Consider the following 21,861-nt stretch of genomic DNA (forward strand, 5'->3'; position numbering starts at 1 on the left):
CAAAGGAGTGCCATCATGATGACCACCCGCCGCTCGTTCCTCGGCGTCAGTGCCGCGGCCGCCGTCGCCGCCACGCTCGCTGCCTGCTCCTCCCAGTCCGGCAGCAGCTCCGGCTCCGCCTCCGGCGGCTCCGGCGGCATCACCCTGTGGACCCACAACGGCGGCAACAAGGAGGAGCTCGCCGTCGTCGACTCCGCGGTCAAGGCATTCAACAAGGCGAACCCGGACACCCCCGTGACGCTGAGGTCCTTCCCGCAGGAGTCCTACAACGACGCCATCGCCTCGGCCGCCGTCTCCGGCGACCTGCCCGACATCCTCGACCTCGACGGCCCGATCATGCCGAACTGGGCGTGGGCCGGATACCTCTCGCCCCTGACGATCTCCCAGGATCTTCAGGACAAGATCATCGACTCCGCGAAGGGCGTCTGGAACGAGAAGCTCTACTCCGTCGGTCCCTACGACACCTCGCTGTGCTTCCTCGGCCGCAAGTCCGCCTTCGACGAGGCCGGCGTCACCGTCCCCACCGTCGACGAGCCGTGGACCAAGGACGAGTTCATGGACGCCCTCGACAAGCTCTCCAAGCTCGACGGCTTCGAGTACGCCATCGACATGTCCGTCTGGGACACCGCCGAGTGGTGGCCTTACGCCTACGCCCCGATGCTCCAGTCCTTCGGCGGTGACCTCATCGACCGCGACACCTACGAGACGGCCGACGGCTTCATCAACGGCGACAAGGCCGTCGAGTGGGGCACCTGGTTCCGCTCGCTGTTCACCAGCAAGTACGCCTCCGAGACCCCGGCGAAGGACGGCCAGGACTTCCTCCAGGGCAAGGTCCCGCTCGTCTACGCCGGCGGCTGGAAGGTTCTCAAGGCCCAGGAGACCTTCGGCGAGGACGACGTCCTCATCCTCCCGCCCGTCGACTTCGGTGAGGGAGCCCACGTCGGCGGCGGCTCCTGGCAGTGGGGCGTGTCCTCGTCGACCAAGAACGCCGAGGCCGCCAACAAGTTCATCGAGTTCCTCATGCAGGACGAGTACCTCGTGCAGTACTCCGACGCCATCGGCAACTTCCCGTCGATCGAGTCCGCCACCCCGAAGACGAAGTACTACGGCGAGGGCAAGCCGCTCGAGCCCGTCTACGAGATCGGTAAGAAGTACGCCCTCCTGCGTCCGGCCACGCCGGGCTACAAGGTCATCTCCTCCGTCTTCGACAAGGCCGCCCGAGACATCGTCTCCGGCTCCGACGTCAAGTCGACCCTCGACCAGGCCGCCAAGGACATCGACGCCGACATCACGTCCAACGACGGCTACAAGGCCAAGTGACACCCGCCCGTGGCGGGCGGCGCGCCCGCCCGCCACGGGGCTCCGGGACCGCGGTCCCGCACGGCCGCCCCGACCCGGCCGACCACCATCCCCACACTCCGACCGATCCGGCGGGACGAGTCCGTCCCGCCGGGAAGGGAACCGACATGGCAGCGTCCACCACCACCAGGCGCCGCGGCAGGTCCGCGGCCCTGCGCCGGGAGGCGAGGACGGCCTGGCTCATGAGCTCGCCGGCCCTCCTGCTCCTCCTGCTCTTCATGGGCATCCCGATCCTGCTCACCTTCATCCTGTCCTTCACCAACACGAGGCTCATCTCCCCGAACCCGCCCGCCTTCATCGGGCTGGACAACTTCGTCCGCGCCTTCACCGACGACCCCACCTTCATCCGGTCGCTCACCAACACGGCCTTCTTCGCGCTCGTCGTCGTGCCCTGCCAGTCCGGGCTCGCGCTCGCGCTCGCGATCCTCGTCAACCAGAAGGTCAAGGGCGTCACCGCCTTCCGCACGATGATCTTCATGCCCGTGGTGACCTCGATGGTCGTCGTCTCCATCCTGTGGAGCTTCTTCTACCAGGACAACGGCCTGTTCAACTCGATGCTCAACACGATCACCGGCGGCGGCTGGACCGCGGTGGCCTGGCTCAACAACCCCGGCACCGCGATGCCCGCCATCATCGTGCTGTCGATCTGGCAGGCGGTCGGTCTCCACATGATCATCTGGCTCTCGGGCCTGCAGATGATCGACCCGGTGCTCTACGAGGCAGCCGACCTCGACGGCGTCAACGGATGGCAGCGCTTCCGCTACATCACCTGGCCGGGCCTGCACTCGACGATGGTCTTCATCCTCGTCACCATCACCATCGCCGCCCTGGGGCTCTTCGTCCAGGTCGACGTCATGACCTCCGGCGGCCCGCAGGACGCCACCTCGACGATCGTCTACCACGCCGTGCGCAAGGGCTACCGCGAGCAGGACATGGGCTACGGATCCGCGATCTCGCTCATCTTCTTCGTCGCCGTCCTGCTCATCAGCCTCGTCCAGCGCTGGCTCACCAGGGAGAAGGACTGACATGGCCGCCGAGAACACCGCCGCCACCGCCACCGCCTTCGTCGACACCCTCAAGGCGGCCGACGACTCACCGCGCCGCGGCCGGGTCGCGACCAAGAGGCGCAGCAGGGTCCTCGCCTACGTCGGCCTCGTCATCGCCTCCTGCGTCGCCATCTTCCCGCTCCTGTTCATGGTCTTCTCCTCCTTCAAGGACGACCAGCAGATCTTCGCCGACCTCGGGTCCCTCAAGGCCTTCCTGCCGACGGGGCACCTGTCGATGGACAACTACGCCGGCGTCTTCGACCGGGTGCCGGCCGCGCGGTTCATCACGAACTCCGTCATCGTCACCGTCGCCATCGTCGTCCTCGGCCTCGTCGTCAACTCGATGATCGGCTTCGCCATCTCCCGCATGCGGTGGAAGGGCAAGAGCATCGTCCTCTCGCTCGTGCTCGCCACTCTCATGGTCCCCTTCGAGACCATCGCGGTCCCGCTCGTCTACTGGGTCGCCAAGCTCCCGTCGCTCCAGTGGGTGGTCGACGGCTTCCTCGTCAAGCAGGGCATGCTCAACACCTACCAGGTGCAGATCCTGCCCTTCGTCGCCAACGCGCTCGCGATCTTCCTGTTCGCCCAGCACTTCGGCGACATCCCCAAGGAGATCGACGAGGCCGCCAGGGTGGACGGCGCCTCCTGGTGGACGATCTACTCGCGGATCATCGTGCCGCTCTCGGGCCCGACCTTCGCCACGGTCGCCATCATCACGATGCTGCCGGCCTGGAACTCCTACCTGTGGCCCCTCATGGTCATCCAGGAGGAGTCGATGCGGCCCGCCAGCGTCGGCATGCAGTACTTCTTCCAGCTCAACCCCGTGTGGGGCCAGATCATGGCCTACGGGACGCTCATCACGCTGCCGGTCCTCATCATCTTCGTCCTCTTCCAGCGGTCCTTCGTGGCCTCGCTGGCGGGCACGGCGGTCAAGGGCTGAGGGGGCGACCATGGCACTCGAGCTGGCCGACCACTGGCTGTGGGACCACTGGATCGCCGACGACGGCGAGCGGTACCACCTGTTCTTCCTGCGGGCCTCCCGCGCCCTGCACGACCCGCAGCGCAGGCACTTCAACGCCTCGATGGGGCACGCGGTCTCGACCGACGCCCGGACGTGGACGCTCATGCCCGACGCGCTCGTCCACTCCGACGGCCCGGCCTTCGACGACAAGGCGATCTGGACGGGCTCGACGGTCGTCAAGCCGGACGGGACCCTGCGCGTCTTCTACACCGGGATCTCCCACGTGGAGGCCGGGATGGTCCAGCGCGTCGGCTGGGCGGACTCGACCGACGGCGTCACCTTCGAGCGCGCCTGCGCCGAGCCCGTGACGGCCGACAACCGCTGGTACCAGACGTGGAACCCCGCGTACTCCCACGACGAGGCCTGGCGCGACCCCTTCGTCTTCGAGCACGAGGGCCGGTGGCACATGCTGGTCACCGCCCGCGCCAAGGACGTCGACGTCAAGCACTCTGGCGTCATCGGGCACGCCGTCTCCGACGACCTCGACCACTGGGAGGTGCTCCCCCCGCTGACCGAGCCGGGCGCCCCGTTCGGGCAGCTCGAGGTCTCCCAGTCCCGCGAGGTCGACGGCCGCCACCTCCTCGTCTTCTGCTGCGGCCAGGACATGCAGGCCGAGCCCGGCCCGGGCGGCGTCTGGGTGGCCGAGGGGGAGGGCCCGCTGGGCCCCTGGGACGTCGCGGGCGCCCGCTACGTGCAGCCCGAGCACCTCTACGCGGGGCAGCTCCTGCCGCTGCGCGACGGCCGCTGGGTCTACACGGGGTTCAACGACGTCGTGGACGGCGCGTTCGTGGGGAGCGCGCCGGACCCGATCCCGTGGGAGGAGATCGAGCTCGTCGCCCGCAACTGACCTGCGACGAGGGCCTTCCACGGCGGAGCGGGCGCCCACCACGCGGTGGGGGCCCGCTCCGGCGTTAAACGTTTGACGAGCGTCCTGCGCGCGTCGCACAATCTCCTCCGGACGCGCGCAGGAGCCCGTCCGAGAGCACGTGCGAGAAACGGAGGCCGAGGGTGGCCACACTGGCAGACGTCGCCTCCGCGGCGGGCGTGTCGACCGCGACGGTCTCCCTGGTCCTGTCCGGCAAGGCCGAGGGCCGCGTCGCCAAGGCGACCGCCCAGCGCGTCCAGGCCGCCGCCGACGAGGCCGGCTACGTCCGCAACGCCGTCGCCGGCTCCCTGCGCTCCCGGTCCACCCGCACCCTCGGGCTCGTCTCCGAGCGCTCCACCTCCTCCGGCGCCGTCCTCGCCGACGTCCTCGCCGTCTGCCGCGAGGCCGGCTGGTCGATGCTCGTCACCGACCTCGGGCACACGCCCAAGGAGACGCGCGAGGCCGTCCGCGAGCTGCGCCAGCGGCGCGTCGACGCCGTCATCTACGCCCCCACCACCCGCCAGAAGGTCCACGTCGACCGCGCCCTCGACCACGTCGCGGTCCTTAACGGCTACGCCGACCGGCCCGGCGTCCCCGGAGCCGTCGCCGACGAGGAGACCGGCGCCGTCGAGGCCGTCGGCCACCTCCTCGCCCTCGGGCACCGCCGCATCGCCCACCTCACCCTCGACCGCGACGACGACGTCACCGTCCGCCTGCGCCAGTCCGGCTACTCCGGGGCGCTGGCGGCCGCCGGGCTCACGGTCGATCCCTCCCTCGTCGTCGCCTGCGACGGCACGCCCTCCGGGGCCGACCGCGCCGCGCGCGCCCTGCTCGACCGCGCGGACCGCCCCACGGCCGTGTTCTGCTACGACGACGCCCTCGCCCTGGGCGTCTACCGCCAGGCGCGGGCCCTCGGGCTGCGCCTGCCCGAGGACCTCTCCGTCATCGGCTTCGACGAGCTGACCGTGCTCGCGGAGAACGTCGCCCCGCAGCTGACGGCGCTGCGCCTGCCGCGACGAGACATGGCCGAGTGGGTGACCAGCGGCCTCATCGGGGGAGCGGGGGAGCTGCCCCGCATCCCGACGGTCTTCACCTGCGAACTCATCGAGCGCGGCTCGACGGCGGCTCCCGCGGCCTGACGGGGCGCGCGGAGCGGTCCGCGCGGCCACGGGCGGCCCCGTCGGAGCGGCGTCGTCACCGCCTCTCAGCCCTCGGCCGCCCTATAGGCGTCACTCATGGACGGTAAGCGTGCCGGACGCCACTCGTCGTCAGTCCCGCCGCACTTGCCAGCGTTGAATATGGGAACAAAGATCTTGGGTAAAGTTGGTCAACGCCCCGAGCCCGCCCCGCGCGGCGCTCCCGGCCGACCCGCCCAGCCGGCCACCGCCGACCGGGCTCACCGATGAGACCGAGAGGAGATGCCATGAACCAGGCCGATGACGACTCCACCCGGGCGCGCGTCCTCGATCTCATCGTCGAGAAGGGGCCCGTCTCCGCGGCGCAGCTCGCCCGGGTCCTCGACCTCACCCCCGCCGCCGTGCGCCGTCACATCACGGCGCTCGAGGAGACCGGCGAGATCCAGGTCCACACGCCTGCCGCCGGAGGCAAGCGCGGACGCGGGCGGCCGGCCCGGCACTACGTCGGCACCCCGGACGCCCGCACCACCTTCGCCGAGGGGTACTCCGACCTCGCCAACCGCGCCCTCACCTACCTCCAGCAGGTGGCGGGGGACAAGGCCGTCGACTCCTTCGCGGCCGCCCGCGGGCGCGACCTCGAGCGCCGCTACATGCCCGTCGTCGAGGCCGCCGGCAAGGACCCGGCGGACCGGGCCTCCGCGCTCGCGGACGCCCTCACCCTCGACGGCTACGCGGCCACCGTGCGCGACGTCGGCGACGGCACCTACGCCGTCCAGCTGTGCCAGGGCCACTGCCCCGTGCGCGACGTCGCCGGCCAGTTCAACGAGCTCTGCGAGGCCGAGACCCAGGCCTTCGCCCGGCTCCTCGGCGTGCCCGTCCAGCGCCTCGCCACCCTCGCCGGCGGCGACCACGTCTGCACGACCCACGTCCCCATCGCCATGCCGGCGCTGCGCAAGCGCGCCGTCCGAGCAGCAACAGACCCGCGGGGCCACCGGCCCCAGCGAACGGAAGGAACCCGATGACACAGCCCGTGACGGAGACCATGAACGAGGCGCCGCGCAACAGCGACGACGAGATCATCGACTCCATCTCCACCCAGTACGACTTCGGGTGGCACGACTCCGACACCGCCGGCGCCACCGCGAAGCGCGGCCTGTCGGAGGAGGTCGTCCGGGAGATCTCCGCGATCAAGGGCGAGCCGGAGTGGATGCTCGCCAAGCGCCTCAAGGCCTACGAGACCTTCCTCCGCAAGCCCATGCCCACCTGGGGCGTCGACATGTCCGACCTCGACATGGACCAGGTCAAGTACTACGTCCGCTCCACGGACCGCCCCACCAACTCGTGGGACGACCTGCCCGAGGACATCAAGAACACCTACGACCGCATCGGCATCCCCGAGGCCGAGCACGAGCGCCTCGTCGCCGGCGTCGCCGCCCAGTACGAGTCCGAGGTCGTCTACAACCAGATCCGCTCCGACCTCGAGGAGCAGGGCGTCATCTTCGTCGACACCGACACCGCGGTGCGCGACTACCCCGAGCTCGTCCAGGAGTACTTCGGCTCCGTCGTGCCCGCGGGCGACAACAAGTTCGCCGCCCTCAACACGGCCGTGTGGTCCGGCGGCTCCTTCATCTACGTCCCCAAGGGCGTCAAGGTCGAGATCCCGCTCCAGGCCTACTTCCGCATCAACACGGAGAACATGGGCCAGTTCGAGCGAACGCTGATCATCGCCGACGAGGACTCCTACGTCCACTACGTCGAGGGCTGCACCGCCCCGATCTACTCCACGGACTCCCTGCACTCCGCGATCGTCGAGATCGTCGTCAAGAAGAACGCCCGCGTGCGCTACACGACGATCCAGAACTGGTCGAACAACGTGTGGAACCTCGTCACCCAGCGCGCCACCTGCGAGGAGGGCGCCACCATGGAGTGGGTCGACGGCAACATCGGCTCCAAGAAGAACATGAAGTACCCGGCCGTCTACCTCATGGGCCCCCACGCCCGCGGCGAGGCCCTCTCCATCGCCTTCGCCGGCGAGGGCCAGCACCAGGACACCGGCGCCAAGATGGTCCACATGGCCCCGTACACCTCGAGCCACATCGTCTCGAAGTCGATCTCCCGCCACGGCGGTCGCTCCGGCTACCGCGGCCTCGTCCAGATCATGAAGAACGCGCGCCACTCGAAGTCCAACGTCCTGTGCGACGCGCTCCTCGTCGACGAGATCTCCCGCTCGGACACCTACCCCTACGTCGACGTGCGCACCGACGACGTCGAGATGGGCCACGAGGCCACCGTGTCCAAGGTGAGCGCGGACCAGCTCTTCTACCTCATGCAGCGCGGCCTGTCCGAGACCGAGGCCATGGCGACCATCGTCCGCGGCTTCGTCGAGCCCATCGCCCGCGAGCTGCCCATGGAGTACGCCCTCGAGCTCAACCGCCTCATCGAGCTGCAGATGGAGAACTCGGTCGGCTGACGCCGCTGCCGCCGCTCGCGTGCCGCGCCCGCCCGGGCTCGCACCCACCGAGTCCCCCTCCGCACAGACCTCACCCATGACCAGCCGGAGCACTCCGGCACAGGAGAACCTCATGCCCGACCTCTCGACCGACCACTCGAAGGCGACGCTCGAGGGCGCCCACTCCCACGGGCCCGCCCGTCGCTACGTCTCCTCCCGAGCCGACCGCCCCACGTCCTTCGACGCCGCCGACGTCCCCGTCCCCGGCGGCCGCGAGGAGGAGTGGCGCTTCACCCCCATGAAGCGCTTCAAGCCCCTCTTCGACCTCGACGCCGTCACCGCGGGCACCGCGACCGACGCCGTCTCCCTCACCGTCGACGCCCCCGAGGGCGTCGCCGTCGAGAGCCTGGAGAGCGGCGACGCCCGCCTCGGCACCGTCGGCGCGCCCTCGGACCGCACCGCCGTCGTCGCCTGGAACGCCGCGTCCCAGGCCACCGCCGTCACTCTCACCGCCGGCACCGAGCTCGCCTCGGCCGTCCGCGTGAACGTCAAGGGCTCCGACACTCCGACTGACGGGGGCCTGGCCAACCCGACGGCCCTCGGCCTCCTCGTCACCGCAGAGGCCGGCGCCAAGGGCACCGTCGTCATCGACCACACCGGGACCGCGGCCCTGACCGAGACCGTCGAGGTCGTCGTCGCCGAGGGCGCCGAGCTCACCCTCGTCACCGTCCAGGGCTGGGAGGACGAGGCCGTCCACGCCTCCAACCACCGCGTGCGCGTCGAGGGCCGCGGCACTCTCAAGCACGTCGTCGTCAGCCTCGGCGGGGACGTGCGCGTCTCCCCGGACCTCGGCTTCTCCGGCGAGGGTGGCCACATCGACGCCTACGGCGTCTACTTCACCGACGCCGGCCAGCACCAGGAGCACCGCCCCTACGTCGCCCACACCGAGGCGAGCTGCTACTCCCGCGTCACCTACAAGGGCGCCCTCCAGGGCAAGAACGCCCACGCCGTGTGGGTCGGCGACTGCTACATCGGCGAGAGGGCCCGCGGCACCGACACCTACGAGCTCAACCGCAACCTCGTCCTCACCGAGGGCGCCAAGGCCGACTCCATCCCGAACCTGGAGATCAAGAACGGCAACATCGCCGGCGCCGGCCACGCCTCCGCCACCGGCCGCTTCGACGACGAGCAGCTGTTCTACCTCGAGGCCCGCGGCATCCCGGAGACAGAGGCCCGTCGCCTCGTCGTCCTCGGCTTCTTCAACGAGATCGTCGCCGAGATCGGCGTCCCCGAGGTCGAGGAGACCCTCATGGGCGCCATCGAGAAGGAGCTGGCCCTCACCGGCCTCCTCGACGCCCCCGACGCCGACGCGCAGGCCTGAGCGGCCACCCACGACGAACTTACCGAACTGACTTCCAGAGAAGAGCACTCATGAGCACCCTCGAGATCAAGAACCTCCACGTCCAGGTCGCCACCAATGACGGCCCCAAGCAGATCCTCCGCGGCGTCGACCTCACCGTCGACTCCAACGAGGTCCACGCCATCATGGGCCCCAACGGCTCCGGCAAGTCCACGCTCGCCTACTCCATCGCCGGCCACCCCGACTACGAGGTCACCGACGGCGAGGTCCTCCTCGACGGCGAGAACCTCCTCGACATGACCGTCGACGAGCGGGCCCGCGCCGGCCTCTTCCTCGCCATGCAGTACCCGGTCGAGGTCCCTGGCGTCTCCGTCTCCAACTTCCTGCGCACCGCCAAGACCGCCGTCGACGGCCAGGCCCCCAAGGTCCGCCAGTGGGTCGCCGAGGTCAACGCCGCCATGGAGAGGCTCCGCATGGACCCGGCCTTCGCCCAGCGCGACGTCAACGCGGGCTTCTCCGGCGGTGAGAAGAAGCGCTTCGAGATCCTCCAGATGGAGCTCCTCAAGCCGCGCTTCGCGATCCTCGACGAGACCGACTCCGGTCTCGACGTCGACGCCCTGCGCATCGTCTCTGAGGGCGTCAACCGGCTCCACGACTCCTCCGACGCCGGCTTCCTCCTCATCACGCACTACACGCGCATCCTGCGCTACATCGAGCCCAGCCACGTCCACGTCCTCGTCAAGGGCCGCGTGGCCGAGGAGGGCGGCCCCGACCTGGCCGACCGCCTCGAGAACGAGGGCTACGACCGCTTCCTGCAGGCCTGAGGCCCGCAGCCCCCCCCGGGGCGGACGGTGCACGCCGTCGCCCGCCCCGGGAGCGCACCGCGCCGCCCGTCGGCACGACGCGCGCCGTCCCTGAACGACCAGCAACCCCCTTCGGAGGCACCCCGCCCATGACCGCCACCCCGGCCCTCCCGCTCACCGCGGAGGAGGTCGACGCCGTCCGCGCCGACTTCCCGTACCTGGCCCGCCCCGCCCGCAACGGCGGCGAGCTGGCCTACCTCGACTGGGGTGCGACCAGCCAGAAGCCCGCCGCCGTCATCGAGGCGGAGGCGGAGTTCCTCCGGCTGCACAACGGCGCCGCCGGCCGCTCCACCTACCAGATCGCCGACGAGGCCACCGCCGTCTGGGAGGACGCCCGCGACGCCGTCGCCGCCCTCGTCGGCGCCCGCGCTGAGAACCTCGTCTTCACCAAGAACGCCACGGAGGCCCTCAACCTCGTCCCCATGGCCATCGGCCACGCCAGCCTCGGCCGCCCCGCCGAGCGCGGGGGAGCGCCCGCCGACGCCTCCGACCCCTCGCGCCGCCTCGTCATCGGGGAGGGCGACGAGGTCGTCGTCACCCGCGCCGAGCACCACGCCAACCTCGTGCCCTGGCAGGAGCTGTGCGCCCGCACCGGCGCCACGCTGCGCTGGCTCGACCTCACCCCCGAGGGCCGCATCGACCTCGACACCCTCGGCGTCATCACCGAGCGCACCAAGGTCCTCGCCCTCACGCACGCCTCCAACGTCACCGGCGCCATCAGCCCGCTCGACGCGAGCCTCCCGGCCGCGCAGGCCGTCGGCGCGCTCGTCGTCCTCGACACCTGCCAGTCCAGCGCCCACCTGCCGATCGACTTCAAGGACCTGACGCGCCGCGGCGTCGACGCCATCGTCCTGTCGAGCCACAAGATGCTCGGCCCGACCGGCATCGGCGCCCTCGTCGCCACCGAGGAGCTCCTGGCCTCCATGCCCGCCGTCCTCACCGGCGGCTCCATGATCGAGGTCGTCACCATGGAGTCCTCCACCTACATGGAGGGCCCCGCCCGCTTCGAGGCCGGCAGCCAGCCGCTCGCCCAGGCCGCCGGCTGGCAGGTCGCCGTCGAGTACCTCGCGGGCCTCGGCCTCGACCGCCTCCACGCGGGGGAGAAGGATCTCACCGAGCGGGCGCTGGCCGGGCTCGAGACCCTGCCGGGCGTGCGCATCATCGGCCCCCGCGACGCCGAGGACCGCACCGGCGTCGTCGCCTTCGTCATCGAGGGCGTCCACCCGCACGACGTCGGCCAGGTGCTCGACGCCGCCGGCGTCGCCGTGCGCACCGGGCACCACTGCGCCCAGCCGATCCACGCGCACTTCGGGGTCCCCTCGTCCTCGCGCGCGACCTTCGGCCCCACGACCACCCCGGAGGAGGTCGACCGCCTCCTCGAGGCCGTCGCCTCCGTCCGCACCTACTTCCAGAGGTGACCATGAACGACCTCGACCAGCTCTACCAGCAGGTCATCCTCGACCACTCCAAGGAGCGCCACGGAGAGGGCGCCCTCGAGACCGCCGACGCCGAGTCGCACCAGGTGAACCCCACCTGCGGCGACGAGGTGACCCTCACCGTCCGGCTCCAGGACGGCAAGGTCCGGGCCGTGGGCTGGGAGGGGGACGGCTGCTCCATCTCCCAGGCCTCCATCTCCGTCATGCACGACCTCGTCGACGGCGCCGACCTCGCCACCGTTGCGCGGCTCGAGCGCGAGTTCGACGAGATGATGCACTCCCGCGGCAAGGGCGTCCCCGACGAGCTCCTTGACGACCTCGAGGACGGCGCCGCCTTCGAGGGCACCTCGAAGTACCCCAACCGCGTCAAGTGCGCCCTCCTGGGCTGGAAGGCCCTCAAGGACGCCGTCGTCCAGACCGGCACCGCCTGGCCGGCGCCCGCCGACGACGAGACCACCGGCGCCTGAGCGCCGAGACCGACCCCACGACCTCAACACAAGGAGAACCCATGAGCGAGCCCACCACCTCCTCGCCGGGAGCCCCCGGAGACGCCGCCAACCCGATGGCCGCGCAGCACGACCCGACCGCCCTGGCCGACGTCGACGTGGCCGCCATCGAGGAGGCCCTCCGCGACGTCATCGACCCCGAGCTCGGCATCAACGTGGTCGACCTCGGCCTCCTCTACGGGCTGTCCATCGAGCCGGACGGCACCGTCGTCCTCGACATGACGCTCACGACCGCCGCCTGCCCGCTCACCGACGTCATCGAGGAGCAGGCCCAGCAGGCCCTCGGGCTCATCGCCGACAAGGTCCGCATCCAGTGGGTGTGGCTGCCGCCGTGGGGCCCGGACAAGATCACCCCTGAGGGCCGCGAGCAGCTCCGCGCCCTCGGCTTCAACGTCTGAGGCTCCGTCCGTCGCGAGATCGGGACATCCTGACTTCGAGATCGGGACATCCTGACGCTGAGACCGGTCCGTCCTCCCCACCCAGGGGAGGGCGGACTGTCTTGTGCTCGGTGCGTGAGCTGACGCCGCGAGGGCACTGCTCTGCCAGTGGTCTTGACCCTGCCACGGTGTCAGGGGCCAGGCTGTGCCCATGGAAGAGACCTCCCGCCTCCTGACGATCGGCCGCTTCATCGCCCTCACGCGGTTGTCCGTCCGGATGCTGCGGCACTACGACGCGTACGGCGTACTCGTGCCCGCGCACGTCTAGCCCGTCACCGGATACCGCCTCTACTCGCCCGAGCAGGTCGCAGACGCCGACGTCGTCCGTGGGCTGCGCGACGTCGGAGTGGGCGTCTCCTCCATCCCGGCACTCCTCGCCGCCCGCGGGACTCCGCGCTGGCGCCAGACGCTGGAGCTCCAGCGCGAGGCGCTGCGCGAGGAGCTCGCCGCTGCCCAGGGACGCCTCACCCTCATCGACCGCATGATCAGCGAAGGAGACAGTCCCATGACGTCCCACGACAACCGCCCCACCAACCTCTCCATCACGATCGCCCGACAGCGTGTGGAGGCGATGACCGCCGTCATCCTGCGCGGCACCGTTCCCACATACTCCGACGAGGGTCTGCTCTGGGCCCGCGCAACACCGCTTCTGGAGGCCGCCGGCATCCGCCCCGCCGGCCCCTGCGGCGTCATCGAGCTCCTCCACGCCTACGTCGAGCGCGACGTCGACCTCGCCCTCCTCATCCCGGTCGTCCCCGGCACGACGGTGCCCGCGCCGCTCGAGGTCGTCGACCTGCCCGCCCGGGACTGCCTCGTCGCGACCGTGACTGGCCCGTACGACCTCATCACGGAGGCCAACCGCGAGCTCGGGCGACACGTCGCAGCCGAGGGGCTCCAGATGGCGCCCGAGGCCACGGACGGCCTCGCGGACAAGGGCTTCAACCTCTACGACGTCGACCCCCACGAGCCCGGCGCCCCGGCCGACGTCGTCCCCGTGACGAGGGTGTGCTGGCCGCTCTCCGACGGCGCCGCCTGAGACGCCGTGCGATGGCGGTCCCGGGGTACGAGGCTCCCGGGACCGCCTCGTCCAGGTTCCTTGCCGGCAGGGCCACCGCCGCTCACGGCAGCGCAGCGCGAAAGCGCGTCAGAGCGTGCGGTGCCAGCGCACCTCTCCGTCGACGACGACGTCGGTCCGCGTCATCCCAAGACCGCGCGCCACGCCCTCCGAGGCCGCGTGACCCGGGGCGATGAGCGCGCTGACCTGGATGACGCCCCGGCGGCGGAGCCCGTCGACGAGCAGCCGGGCGGCCTGGGTCGCGACACCCCGCCCCTGCCAGGGAGCGCCGACGACCCAGGCCAGCTCGGCCCTCCTGACCGCCTCGTCTCCGGTCACCGTCGCCTGGACGTAGCCGACCGACGCGCCATCGAGGAGCACGACGTCGTTGACCCACTCCTCGGTGCCGTCGTCGGACCGTCCCACGACGAGCCGCGCGTAACGATCCTCCAGAGCCTCCCTGCTCGGCGGCTCGCCGCCGATGGCGCCGTACAGGACCGGGTCGCTCAGCACCCGGCTCATCGCCGACGCGTCCGAGACCGCGAGCGGCCGCAGACTCAGGAGCGGCGGGACGGAGTCCGCCTGCGGTGCCGGGTCCGAGCGCAGCCGCCCGTAGGCGAGGACGTCGACCCGCTTGCCGTCGACGAGGAACTTCTCCCGCTCCCTCCCCTCGAGGACGAATCCGGCCGCCGTGGCGACACCGCCCGAGGCCGGATTGTTGACGCGGTGCCCGAGCTCGAGCCGCTCGAGGGCCATCCCGTCGGGGCTGAGCGCGTGGCCCGCGACCGCCCTCGCCGCCCGACGCGTGACGCCGCCGCCTCGCGCATCCCGGTGGCACCAGTAGAAGAACCAGCCCAGGCGGTTCTCCGCGTCCACTGACACCCCCACGAGGGCCCGGGCCGGACCCGAGCCCTCGACGGCGACCCAGGCGTGGCGGCCGTCGGTGGTGTCGGTCAGCCGCTCGAGGTAGCGACGGGCCGAGACGACGTCGGTGACCGGGCCCTGCCTAGCCATCTCCGGGTCGTCCGCGAAGGCCTCCGCGACCGCCTCGGCGTCGTCGAGGACCGCGGGGCGCAGGAGCCAGCCGTCCACTCAGCGCCCCAGCATGACGGCGCGCAGCACGGGAGCCTGCGAGCGCTCGTCGCCGCCCTTCGTGCCGTAGACCAGGGTGACGCGCCCCGAGCGCGCCCGCTCGCGCAGCGCCAGCATCGCCTCGTGGCGCTCGCCCTCCTTGAGCTCGGCGCGGTAGCGCTCCTCGAAGTCCTCCCAGGAGAGCCCGTCGTGGTGGAAGGCCTTGCGCAGCCCGTCCGAGGGCGCGACCGCCTTGCACCACTCGTCGACCGCCGCCTTCGCCTTGGAGACGCCGCGCGGCCAGAGACGGTCGATGAGGACGCGGTAGCCGTCGTCGTCGCCCGCGCCGTCGCGGACGTAGGCGAGGGCGATGCTGTCAGCGGTGGGGAGGTCAGTGCTCATACCGACACGCTAGACGCGACGGGGCCCGCCGGTCACCCGGCGGGCCCCGTCCTCAGTCCGAGGGGCTCAGTCGCTCACAGCTCCGAGCCGGAGACCGAGAAGGTGTCGCACTGGCCGATCTCCCCGCCCTCGAGGCCGGTCGTGAACCACTTCTGTCGCTGCGCCGAGGAGCCGTGCGTCCACGAGTCGGAGTCCACGGTCCCCGAGGAGCGCTGCTGGATGTGGTCGTCGCCGACGGCGGCCGCGGCGTCGAGCGCCGTCTGGATCTCGTCCTGCGTCGGCTTGGTGAGGAAGGCCTCGCCGGTCTCGGGGTCCTTCGTCGTCGCCGCGTAGTGGACCCACACGCCGGCGTAGCAGTCGGCCTGCAGCTCGGTGCGCACCGAGTCGGAGGTCGCACCGGTGCCGGAGCGGTCGGTGCTGTTCATGAGGCCCAGCTCGTTCTGGATGTGGTGCCCGAACTCGTGGGCGACGATGTACTCCTCCGCGAGCGGGGTGTCCGCGGCGCCGATGACGCCGCCCTCCATCTCCTGGAAGAAGGACATGTCGAGGTACACGGTGGAGTCGCCCGGGCAGTAGAAGGGGCCGACGGCGGAGGTGGCGGAGCCGCAGGCCGTCGACACGGAGCTCCCGTCCCACAGGAGGAACTCCGGCTTGACGTAGTCGACCTTCGCCTGGGCGGCCAGCTGCTCGCCCCACACGGCGTCGAGGGACTCGGCCGTGGCGGCCATGCGGCACTGCGTGTACGTGTTCGCGGCGTCGCCGTTGGCGTCCGAGCCGGTCCCGCACACGGACATGTCGATGGTCGAGGACGTGGACGAGGACCCCGCCTGGCTCGAGGAGTCCCCGGCGAGCATGCCGGTGAGGTCGACGCCCGTGAGCTGGGACAGGATGACCAGCGCGATGACCGTGAAGACCGAGCCGCCGCCGATGGCCACGCCGCGGCCGCCGCCGCCCGTCGAGCGCGTCGAGACGCGGTTGGGGTCGACCTGGATTCCCTTGTTGAAGGACATGACGGGCACCTCGTGGGCTCGGGAAGCGGGGAGCGTGCCCCAGCGTAACCGGCGTCACGGCCCCCGTCCCGCGGGCCGCACCGGGAAGGGCCCGGACCGTGACCGCCGGGTAACCTGGGGACGTGCTCTACGACCTCCTGTACAAGTCCGTCCTGTCCCGCATCGACCCCGAGGTCATCCACGACGTCTGCGTCCAGGCCATCGAGGTCACGAGCCGCGTCCCGCTGGTCCGCGACGCCGTCCGCGAGGCCTGGGGCCGCCGCCCCGCCGCCCCCGTCCCCGCCGCCGGACAGGGCGGCCCCTTCGCCCGCCCCGTCCCCGGCGTCCTCGGCCTCGCCGCCGGCATGGACAAGGAGGGGCAGGCCATCGAGGGCCTGGACATGCTCGGCTTCGGCTTCATCGAGGTCGGCACCTTCACCGCCTGGCCCCAGCCCGGCAACCCCAAGCCCCGCGTGTGGCGCTACCCGTCCACGCGCTCCCTGCGCAACGCCATGGGCTTCCCCAACGACGGCGCCGACGAGGCTGCCCGTCGCCTGCGCGCCCTGCGCTCCACGAAGCGCGGTCGCAGCATCGTCGTCGGCGCCAACATCGGCAAGACGAAGGCCGTCCCCAACGACGAGGCCGTCGAGGACTACCGCTACTCCGCCTCGAAGGTCGCCCGCTGGGCCGACTACCTCGTCGTCAACGTCTCCAGCCCCAACACCCCGGGCCTGCGCGACCTCCAGTCCGTCGAGTCGCTGCGCCCCATCCTCGAGGCCGTCCGCGAGGCGGGCGACGCCGCCGCCGGGCGCCACGTCCCGCTCCTGGTCAAGATCGCCCCCGACCTCGCCGACGAGGACGTCGACGCCGTCGCCGACCTCGTCCTCGACATGGGCCTCGACGGCGTCGTCGCCACCAACACCACCATCGACCACGAGCTCGGCGCGGGCGGCGTCTCCGGCGCCCCGGTCCTGCCGCGGGCGCTCGCGGTCGTGCGCCGCCTGCGTGACCGCCTCGGCGACGAGCCCACCATCATCGGCGTCGGCGGCATCTCCTCCATCTGGGACGCCGAGCTCATGCTCGACGCCGGTGCCGACCTCCTCCAGGCCTACTCGGCCTTCATCTACAACGGCCCCGCCTGGCCGGGCCGCATCAACCGCGCCCTGGCCGCGACCCGCCGCGCCCGCTGACGGCGGGGGAGAGCACCGCACCCGCCGGGCGATCCGACGCGGCACCGGCCCGGCGGGCCGCGGAGGCCGCCCTGCCCGCCGCCTGGGCGGTCGGCACGGGCATCGTCCTCGTCTCGCTCGTCCTGCGCCCCGGCGCCACGAGCACCGGTCCCGTCCTGGAGGAGATCCGCGCCGGCATCGGGATGGGGACGACGAGCGCCGCACTCCTGTCCGCCCTCCCCGGACTGTCCTTCGCCGCCTCGGGCGCCGTCGCCGCCCGCCTCGGTCACCGGCTCGGAGCCGTCGGCGGGCTCGCCCTGGCGGCCCTCCTCGCCGCAATCGGCCTGCTGGCCCGCGCGGCCTCCGGCACCACCGCCGTCTTCCTCCTCATGTCCCTCGTCGCGCTCTTCGGCGCGGGCCTGGGCAACGTCCTCCTGCCGATGGCGATCAAGCAGCGCTTCCCGCTGCACTCGGGGGGCTGGACGGCCGTGTACGTCACCGTCCTGCCGATCGGCTCGCTCCTGCCGCAGCTCGTCGCCCCGGCCGTCGTCGAGTCCTCCGCGGGATGGCGCGGGAGCCTCGGCGTGTGGGGCTGGGTCTCAGCCCTGGCCGTCGTGCCGTGGCTCGGCATCCTCCTCGCGCGGCTGCTCAGCGGGCGCAGGGCGGTGCACGAGGCGTCGCGCAAGGAGCGGAGCGCGCCGGGTCGTGCGGACGGCGAGCTCGGCGCGTCAAGCCTCCTCGAGGACGAGGTCCCCGAGGCGGCCGCGTCCGCGTCCGGGATCGCGGCGGCCCGTCCCGTGGGCCTCGCCGACGTCGCCCGCAGCCCTCGCGCCCGCGCCATGGCTCTCTTCTTCGGCATGCAGTCGATGCAGGCCTACGTCGCCTTCGGCTGGCTGCCCCAGATCTTCCGCGACGCCGGAGCACCGCTCGACCGCGCCTCGCTGCTCCTGGCGGCCTTCTCCGTGTGGGGCCTGCCGGGCGGCTTCATCATCCCGCCGCTCGTCACCCGCTCGAGGCACCTCCAGGCCTGGGTCATGTTCTTCGTCGCCATGCTCGTCGTGGGCTACGCCGGCCTCCTCGCCGCCCCGCCGACCGGCGCCTGGCTGTGGCCCTGCGCGCCCGGGATCTCCGGCTTCTGCTTCCAGGTGGCCCTCGTCCTCGTCACCCACCGCACCCGGGACTACCGAGTCACGGCCGCCCTGTCCGGTTTCACCCAGTCCGTCGGCTACGCGCTGGCCTCCGCGGGACCCTTCGTCGTCGGCTGGGTCCACGGCCTCACCGGCGGCTGGACCGTCCCGCTCTGCCTCCTCATCGTCTCGACCGTGCCCATGGCCCGGGCGGGGTGGCGGGCCTGCGCCGACGGCGTCATCGACGACGAGCTGGACGGCGCCGCCGGAGCGCCCGAGCGCCCCTGACGCGCGCCCGGGCCGGCTGCGGGGAGACGGCGTCGCTCTGCTACGGTGCGCGCAGAGGGAAGTCGTGGGTGCCCTGTGAGGTCGGGCGGGCACCGCCGTGAACCGACCCCAGGAACGCCATGACCGCCCCCGACCCCGCACCCACCGCCTCTCCGGCGCGCACCGTCATCGACGCCGCCGGCCCCGCCTTCCTCGCCTCCGCATACGCCGGGCGCCTCCCCGCGGCGATGAACCAGCTCGGACTGCTCCTCGTCGTCTCCGCCGCCGGCCGCGGCCTGGCCCTCGCGGGATCGAGCGTCGCCGCTGTCGGGCTGGGCACCGCGGCCCTCGCCGCCGTCATCGGGCGGCTCGTGGACCGGCACGGCCCCCTGTCGGTCCTCGCCGTCGCCGTCCTCGCGCAGACCGCCGGCCTCGGCACCGTCCTCCTCGCGCTCGCGCGCGACCTGCCCGACGCCGTCGTGCTGGCGGGCGCCGCCCTCACCGGGGCCGCCAACCCGCAGGTCCCCTCCGTCGCCCGCGCCACCTGGTCGCGCATCGGCCGGAGCTCCGACCCCGCGCGTGGCGCCCGCGCCGTCCGCCTCGGTCTCGGCTACGAGACCGCCGCTGACGAGACGAGCTTCGTCATCGGGCCCGTGGCCGCGGGCGGCCTCGTCAGCCTCCTCGGCGCCGAGGGGGCCGCCCTAGCCCTCATCGTGCTCACGGCGGTCGGCGAGGGCCTCTTCGCCCTGTGGCTGCTGGGCAACCCGGCCCTGGCGCGCCCGGAGCACCGTGGCGGGGCGCGGACCGCGGAGACCGCCCCGGCGGGTGCGACGGCGCTCCGAGCGGTGTCGAGCGCCCGCCCAGGCGCACCGGTTGCCGCGCTCCTGACGACGATCCTCGCGATCGGACTCGTCTTCGGCGTCACGCAGACGGCTCTCACGGCCGTCAACGCCTCGCGCGGCACGCCGGGGCTGACGGGACCGGTCTACGGCTGCATGGGGCTGACCTCCGGGATCCTGGGCCTGGTCTCCGCCGGGATCCGTCTGTCCGTCCCGGGCCGGCTCGCCCTGGGAGGCGCCGCCGTCGCCCTGGGGTCCCTCGTCCTCATGAGCGTCCCCGGAACGGGGCCGACCGTCGTCGTCATGCTCGTCATGGGCGCCGGCGTCGGCCTGACGCTGGCTACCTGCTACACGGCGCTGGAGGTCCTCGCGCCCACGGGCCGCGTCACGGCCCTCATGACGTTGGGGGCCACCGCCAACGTCCTCGGCGTCTCCGCCGGCAGCGTCCTCACCGGTCTCATCGGCACCGACCTCCACCGCGGGAACGCGCCCGGCGTCGTCGCCGGGGCCGCTGTCCTGGTCGCCTCACTGGCCCTGCGCCGGGCGCGCCGTCCCTGAGACGCGCGCCGTCCCTGAGACGCGGGCCGGCCCGCCCGCACCGGGGCGGAGCGAGCGGACCAGGGGAGGCGCGGCACGGTCGACCGGGCGTCGTCGGAGCGGGCTCAGTCCCGGCGGCGGCTGGGGGAGCGCGTGAGCGAGGGGTCCCGCTCGACGACGTCGCCGAGCGCCGCGTCGATCGCGTCGAGGACGTCCTGCCCGAGGCGCACTCCCGAGGCCTTGACGTTCTCGACGAGCTGCTCGGGCCGCGAGGCGCCCACGAGGGCCGCGGAAACGTTGTCGTTCTGCAGGACCCAGGCCACCGCCAGCTGGGCCATCGACAGGCCGGCCTCCTCGGCGATCGGGCGCAGGCGCTGGACCGCGGTGAGTACGGGCTCCTCCATCCAGCGGGCGATCATCTCCTTGCCGCCCTCCTCGTCCGTGGCGCGCGAGCCGGCGGGGGGCTGGGCGCCCGGCAGGTACTTGCCGGACAGGACGCCCTCGGCCATGGGGGACCAGACCACCTGCCCCATGCCGAGCTCCTTCGAGGTGGGGACGACCTCCTCCTCGATGACCCGCCACAGCATCGAGTACTGCGGCTGGTTGGACACGAGGCGGAAGCCCATCTGGGTGGCGATCTCCTGGCCGGCGCGGATCTGCTCGGCGTTCCACTCGGAGACCCCGATGTACAGCGCCTTGCCGGAGCGGACGACGTCGGCGAAGGCCTGCATCGTCTCCTCCAGCGGGGTGGCGTCGTCGAAGCGGTGCGCCTGGAGCAGGTCGACGTAGTCGGTGCCGAGGCGCCGCAGCGAGCCCTCGATCCCGCGCAGGATGTGCTTGCGGGACAGGCCCGAGTCGTTGGCGCCCTTGGCGTCGATGGGGAAGTAGACCTTCGTGAAGATCTCGAGGCCGTCGCGGCGCTCGCCCTTGAGCGCGCGGCCGAGCACCTCCTCGGCCTTCGTGTTGGCGTAGGTGTCCGCGGTGTCGAAGCTCGTGATGCCGAGGTCCAGGGCGGTGCGGACGCACTCGATGGCGGTGTCCGCCTCCACCTGGGAGCCGTGGGTGAGCCAGTTGCCGTAGGTGATCTCCGTGACCTTGAGTCCGGAGCTGCCGAGGTGACGGTAAGCGACCATGCGCACAGCCTACGGGCGGTATGTCGACGGCGTGCGTGCCGACGACGGTGGGGCGGGCGGATCGTCGGATCCGTCCGCCCCACCGGGGACGTCGATGGTGGCGCTGCCGGGAGCCGTCACGCCCCGGCCGGGCGCCGCCCCCTCAGGCCGGGTACTCGCCGCGGCGGTTCTGCGGCGAGGGCTGGCGCCAGCGGCGCAGGTTGAAGCAGCGGCTGAAGATGTACCAGAAGATCATGCCGCCCTTCTTGACCTCCTCCTCGCCGAACTTCTTGTAGAGGCGACGGCGCAGGATGAGCCAGCAGACGATCGTGTCGATGAGCGCCAGGAACAGCACGGCGTACAGGCCGAAGAGCAGGTAGATGTTCCACAGGCTCTGGCTGCGCGACAGCACGAGGACCAGCACGAGCATGACGATGCTCAGCGGCAGGAAGAGCTCGCCGATCGACCAGCGGGCGTCGACGTAGTCGCGGATGTAGCGCTTGATGGGGCCCTTGTCCCGCGCGGGCAGGTAGCGGTCGTCGCCGGTCACCATGGCGCGGCGCTGGCGCTCCCAGGCGGCGTCCTGCTTGGCGCGGGCCTCGCGCTTGGCGGCCTTGCGGTCCGCGGGGACGACGGGGTGCAGGCCGCGGGCCTGGGCGTCGCGGCGCTTCGGGGTCGCGCGACCCTTGCCGCCCTGCTTGCCGGGCGCGCCGGTCCGCGCTGTCGCCTCGGCGGCCTTCGCGGCGTCGTCGCCGGCCTTGTCCGACTTGTTGAAGAGCTTCACGGTGACAGGTTAGCCGCTGAGCCGCGATACCC

General features: G+C 72.0%; 22 protein-coding genes. 17 read left to right on the forward strand and 5 right to left on the reverse strand.

Going from position 1 to position 21,861, the window contains the following annotated elements:
* Positions 1–15: 15 nt before the first annotated feature.
* The 14 genes from AXF14_RS09575 to AXF14_RS09635 all read left to right on the forward strand — a co-directional run bounded on the left by AXF14_RS09575 (position 16) and on the right by AXF14_RS09635 (position 13,514).
* Entirely contained in the window at positions 16–1,320 is a 1,305-nt protein-coding gene (locus tag AXF14_RS09575) for an ABC transporter substrate-binding protein (RefSeq protein ID WP_067942814.1), read from the forward strand.
* A gap of 146 nt (positions 1,321–1,466) precedes the next feature.
* A complete protein-coding gene (locus AXF14_RS09580; RefSeq protein ID WP_067942815.1) occupies positions 1,467–2,384 on the forward strand; it encodes a carbohydrate ABC transporter permease in 918 nt (305 codons plus the stop codon).
* Position 2,385: 1 nt separating this feature from the next.
* Positions 2,386–3,345 carry a carbohydrate ABC transporter permease gene (locus AXF14_RS09585; RefSeq protein ID WP_067942816.1) on the forward strand — a complete coding sequence of 320 codons (960 nt, stop codon included), beginning with the start codon at positions 2,386–2,388 and terminating at the stop codon, positions 3,343–3,345.
* Between the two features lie 10 nt (positions 3,346–3,355).
* A complete protein-coding gene (locus AXF14_RS09590; protein WP_067942817.1) occupies positions 3,356–4,273 on the forward strand; it encodes a glycoside hydrolase family protein in 918 nt (305 codons plus the stop codon).
* 161 nt (positions 4,274–4,434) lie between these two features.
* A complete protein-coding gene (locus AXF14_RS09595; protein WP_067942818.1) occupies positions 4,435–5,430 on the forward strand; it encodes a LacI family DNA-binding transcriptional regulator in 996 nt (331 codons plus the stop codon).
* 284 nt (positions 5,431–5,714) lie between these two features.
* Complete coding sequence (locus tag AXF14_RS09600; protein ID WP_067942819.1) at positions 5,715–6,449, forward strand: helix-turn-helix transcriptional regulator; 735 nt, start codon at positions 5,715–5,717, stop codon at positions 6,447–6,449.
* Positions 6,450–6,469: 20 nt separating this feature from the next.
* Complete coding sequence (gene sufB / locus AXF14_RS09605) at positions 6,470–7,897, forward strand: Fe-S cluster assembly protein SufB (RefSeq protein ID WP_462675706.1); 1,428 nt, start codon at positions 6,470–6,472, stop codon at positions 7,895–7,897.
* A gap of 112 nt (positions 7,898–8,009) precedes the next feature.
* The gene (locus tag AXF14_RS09610; RefSeq protein WP_067942821.1) at positions 8,010–9,257 is read left to right on the forward strand and encodes a SufB/SufD family protein; all 1,248 of its coding nucleotides are present in this window, start codon (positions 8,010–8,012) and stop codon (positions 9,255–9,257) included.
* Positions 9,258–9,307: 50 nt separating this feature from the next.
* Positions 9,308–10,060 (forward strand): Fe-S cluster assembly ATPase SufC, encoded by a 753-nt coding sequence (gene sufC, locus AXF14_RS09615; RefSeq protein WP_067942822.1) that lies wholly within the window; start codon positions 9,308–9,310, stop codon positions 10,058–10,060.
* 128 nt (positions 10,061–10,188) lie between these two features.
* A complete protein-coding gene (locus AXF14_RS09620; RefSeq protein WP_067942823.1) occupies positions 10,189–11,517 on the forward strand; it encodes an aminotransferase class V-fold PLP-dependent enzyme in 1,329 nt (442 codons plus the stop codon).
* Positions 11,518–11,519: 2 nt separating this feature from the next.
* Positions 11,520–12,002, forward strand: a complete 483-nt coding sequence (sufU, locus tag AXF14_RS09625) for a Fe-S cluster assembly sulfur transfer protein SufU (RefSeq protein ID WP_067942824.1) — start codon at positions 11,520–11,522, stop codon at positions 12,000–12,002.
* Positions 12,003–12,043: 41 nt separating this feature from the next.
* Positions 12,044–12,439 carry a metal-sulfur cluster assembly factor gene (locus tag AXF14_RS09630; protein ID WP_067942825.1) on the forward strand — a complete coding sequence of 132 codons (396 nt, stop codon included), beginning with the start codon at positions 12,044–12,046 and terminating at the stop codon, positions 12,437–12,439.
* Positions 12,440–12,629: 190 nt separating this feature from the next.
* The gene (locus tag AXF14_RS14790) at positions 12,630–12,746 is read left to right on the forward strand and encodes a MerR family DNA-binding transcriptional regulator (protein WP_335338915.1); all 117 of its coding nucleotides are present in this window, start codon (positions 12,630–12,632) and stop codon (positions 12,744–12,746) included.
* A 78-nt stretch (positions 12,747–12,824) separates the two neighbouring features.
* Positions 12,825–13,514 carry a GyrI-like domain-containing protein gene (locus AXF14_RS09635; RefSeq protein WP_211260078.1) on the forward strand — a complete coding sequence of 230 codons (690 nt, stop codon included), beginning with the start codon at positions 12,825–12,827 and terminating at the stop codon, positions 13,512–13,514.
* Between the two features lie 108 nt (positions 13,515–13,622).
* Here the strand turns inward: AXF14_RS09635 and AXF14_RS14175 are convergent, their stop codons facing one another.
* From AXF14_RS14175 to ypfJ, 3 genes are all read right to left on the reverse strand, one after another.
* Positions 13,623–14,624, reverse strand: a complete 1,002-nt coding sequence (locus AXF14_RS14175; RefSeq protein ID WP_084355492.1) for a GNAT family N-acetyltransferase — start codon at positions 14,622–14,624, stop codon at positions 13,623–13,625.
* Positions 14,625–15,005, reverse strand: a complete 381-nt coding sequence (locus AXF14_RS09650) for a DUF488 domain-containing protein (RefSeq protein ID WP_067942826.1) — start codon at positions 15,003–15,005, stop codon at positions 14,625–14,627.
* 74 nt (positions 15,006–15,079) lie between these two features.
* Positions 15,080–16,015 carry a KPN_02809 family neutral zinc metallopeptidase gene (gene ypfJ, locus AXF14_RS09655; protein ID WP_067942827.1) on the reverse strand — a complete coding sequence of 312 codons (936 nt, stop codon included), beginning with the start codon at positions 16,013–16,015 and terminating at the stop codon, positions 15,080–15,082.
* Positions 16,016–16,137: 122 nt separating this feature from the next.
* Between ypfJ and AXF14_RS09660 the strand changes: the two genes are divergently transcribed.
* The 3 genes from AXF14_RS09660 to AXF14_RS09670 all read left to right on the forward strand — a co-directional run bounded on the left by AXF14_RS09660 (position 16,138) and on the right by AXF14_RS09670 (position 19,954).
* Positions 16,138–17,184: a quinone-dependent dihydroorotate dehydrogenase gene (locus tag AXF14_RS09660; protein WP_067942828.1), complete on the forward strand. Its 1,047-nt coding sequence runs from the start codon at positions 16,138–16,140 to the stop codon at positions 17,182–17,184.
* A gap of 101 nt (positions 17,185–17,285) precedes the next feature.
* Positions 17,286–18,578 carry an MFS transporter gene (locus tag AXF14_RS09665; RefSeq protein WP_335338926.1) on the forward strand — a complete coding sequence of 431 codons (1,293 nt, stop codon included), beginning with the start codon at positions 17,286–17,288 and terminating at the stop codon, positions 18,576–18,578.
* A gap of 119 nt (positions 18,579–18,697) precedes the next feature.
* Positions 18,698–19,954, forward strand: coding sequence for an MFS transporter (locus AXF14_RS09670; protein ID WP_236755478.1), 1,257 nt, complete (start codon positions 18,698–18,700; stop codon positions 19,952–19,954).
* A 104-nt stretch (positions 19,955–20,058) separates the two neighbouring features.
* Here AXF14_RS09670 and AXF14_RS09675 read toward each other — a convergent pair whose 3' ends face one another.
* Together AXF14_RS09675 and AXF14_RS09680 are read right to left on the reverse strand one after the other, a co-directional pair.
* Positions 20,059–21,066: an aldo/keto reductase family protein gene (locus AXF14_RS09675; RefSeq protein WP_067942832.1), complete on the reverse strand. Its 1,008-nt coding sequence runs from the start codon at positions 21,064–21,066 to the stop codon at positions 20,059–20,061.
* Between the two features lie 142 nt (positions 21,067–21,208).
* Positions 21,209–21,829 carry a DUF3043 domain-containing protein gene (locus tag AXF14_RS09680; RefSeq protein ID WP_067942833.1) on the reverse strand — a complete coding sequence of 207 codons (621 nt, stop codon included), beginning with the start codon at positions 21,827–21,829 and terminating at the stop codon, positions 21,209–21,211.
* Positions 21,830–21,861: the final 32 nt, after the last annotated feature.

It is taken from the genome of Actinomyces radicidentis (assembly GCF_001553565.1).
In the GTDB taxonomy this organism is placed as follows: Bacteria; Actinomycetota; Actinomycetes; order Actinomycetales; family Actinomycetaceae; genus Actinomyces; species Actinomyces radicidentis.

Coding starts and splice junctions, on each gene's coding strand:
- ypfJ (WP_067942827.1), bottom strand. CDS start 16,015: ATGTCCTTCAACAAGGGAATCCAGGTCGACCCCAACCGCGTCTCGACG.
- AXF14_RS09670 (WP_236755478.1), top strand. CDS start 18,698: ATGACCGCCCCCGACCCCGCACCCACCGCCTCTCCGGCGCGCACCGTC.
- sufC (WP_067942822.1), top strand. CDS start 9,308: ATGAGCACCCTCGAGATCAAGAACCTCCACGTCCAGGTCGCCACCAAT.
- AXF14_RS14790 (WP_335338915.1), top strand. CDS start 12,630: ATGGAAGAGACCTCCCGCCTCCTGACGATCGGCCGCTTCATCGCCCTC.
- AXF14_RS09600 (WP_067942819.1), top strand. CDS start 5,715: ATGAACCAGGCCGATGACGACTCCACCCGGGCGCGCGTCCTCGATCTC.
- AXF14_RS09590 (WP_067942817.1), top strand. CDS start 3,356: ATGGCACTCGAGCTGGCCGACCACTGGCTGTGGGACCACTGGATCGCC.
- AXF14_RS09650 (WP_067942826.1), bottom strand. CDS start 15,005: ATGAGCACTGACCTCCCCACCGCTGACAGCATCGCCCTCGCCTACGTC.
- sufU (WP_067942824.1), top strand. CDS start 11,520: ATGAACGACCTCGACCAGCTCTACCAGCAGGTCATCCTCGACCACTCC.
- AXF14_RS09675 (WP_067942832.1), bottom strand. CDS start 21,066: ATGGTCGCTTACCGTCACCTCGGCAGCTCCGGACTCAAGGTCACGGAG.
- AXF14_RS09585 (WP_067942816.1), top strand. CDS start 2,386: ATGGCCGCCGAGAACACCGCCGCCACCGCCACCGCCTTCGTCGACACC.
- sufB (WP_462675706.1), top strand. CDS start 6,470: ATGAACGAGGCGCCGCGCAACAGCGACGACGAGATCATCGACTCCATC.
- AXF14_RS09620 (WP_067942823.1), top strand. CDS start 10,189: ATGACCGCCACCCCGGCCCTCCCGCTCACCGCGGAGGAGGTCGACGCC.
- AXF14_RS09580 (WP_067942815.1), top strand. CDS start 1,467: ATGGCAGCGTCCACCACCACCAGGCGCCGCGGCAGGTCCGCGGCCCTG.
- AXF14_RS09575 (WP_067942814.1), top strand. CDS start 16: ATGATGACCACCCGCCGCTCGTTCCTCGGCGTCAGTGCCGCGGCCGCC.
- AXF14_RS09630 (WP_067942825.1), top strand. CDS start 12,044: ATGAGCGAGCCCACCACCTCCTCGCCGGGAGCCCCCGGAGACGCCGCC.
- AXF14_RS09610 (WP_067942821.1), top strand. CDS start 8,010: ATGCCCGACCTCTCGACCGACCACTCGAAGGCGACGCTCGAGGGCGCC.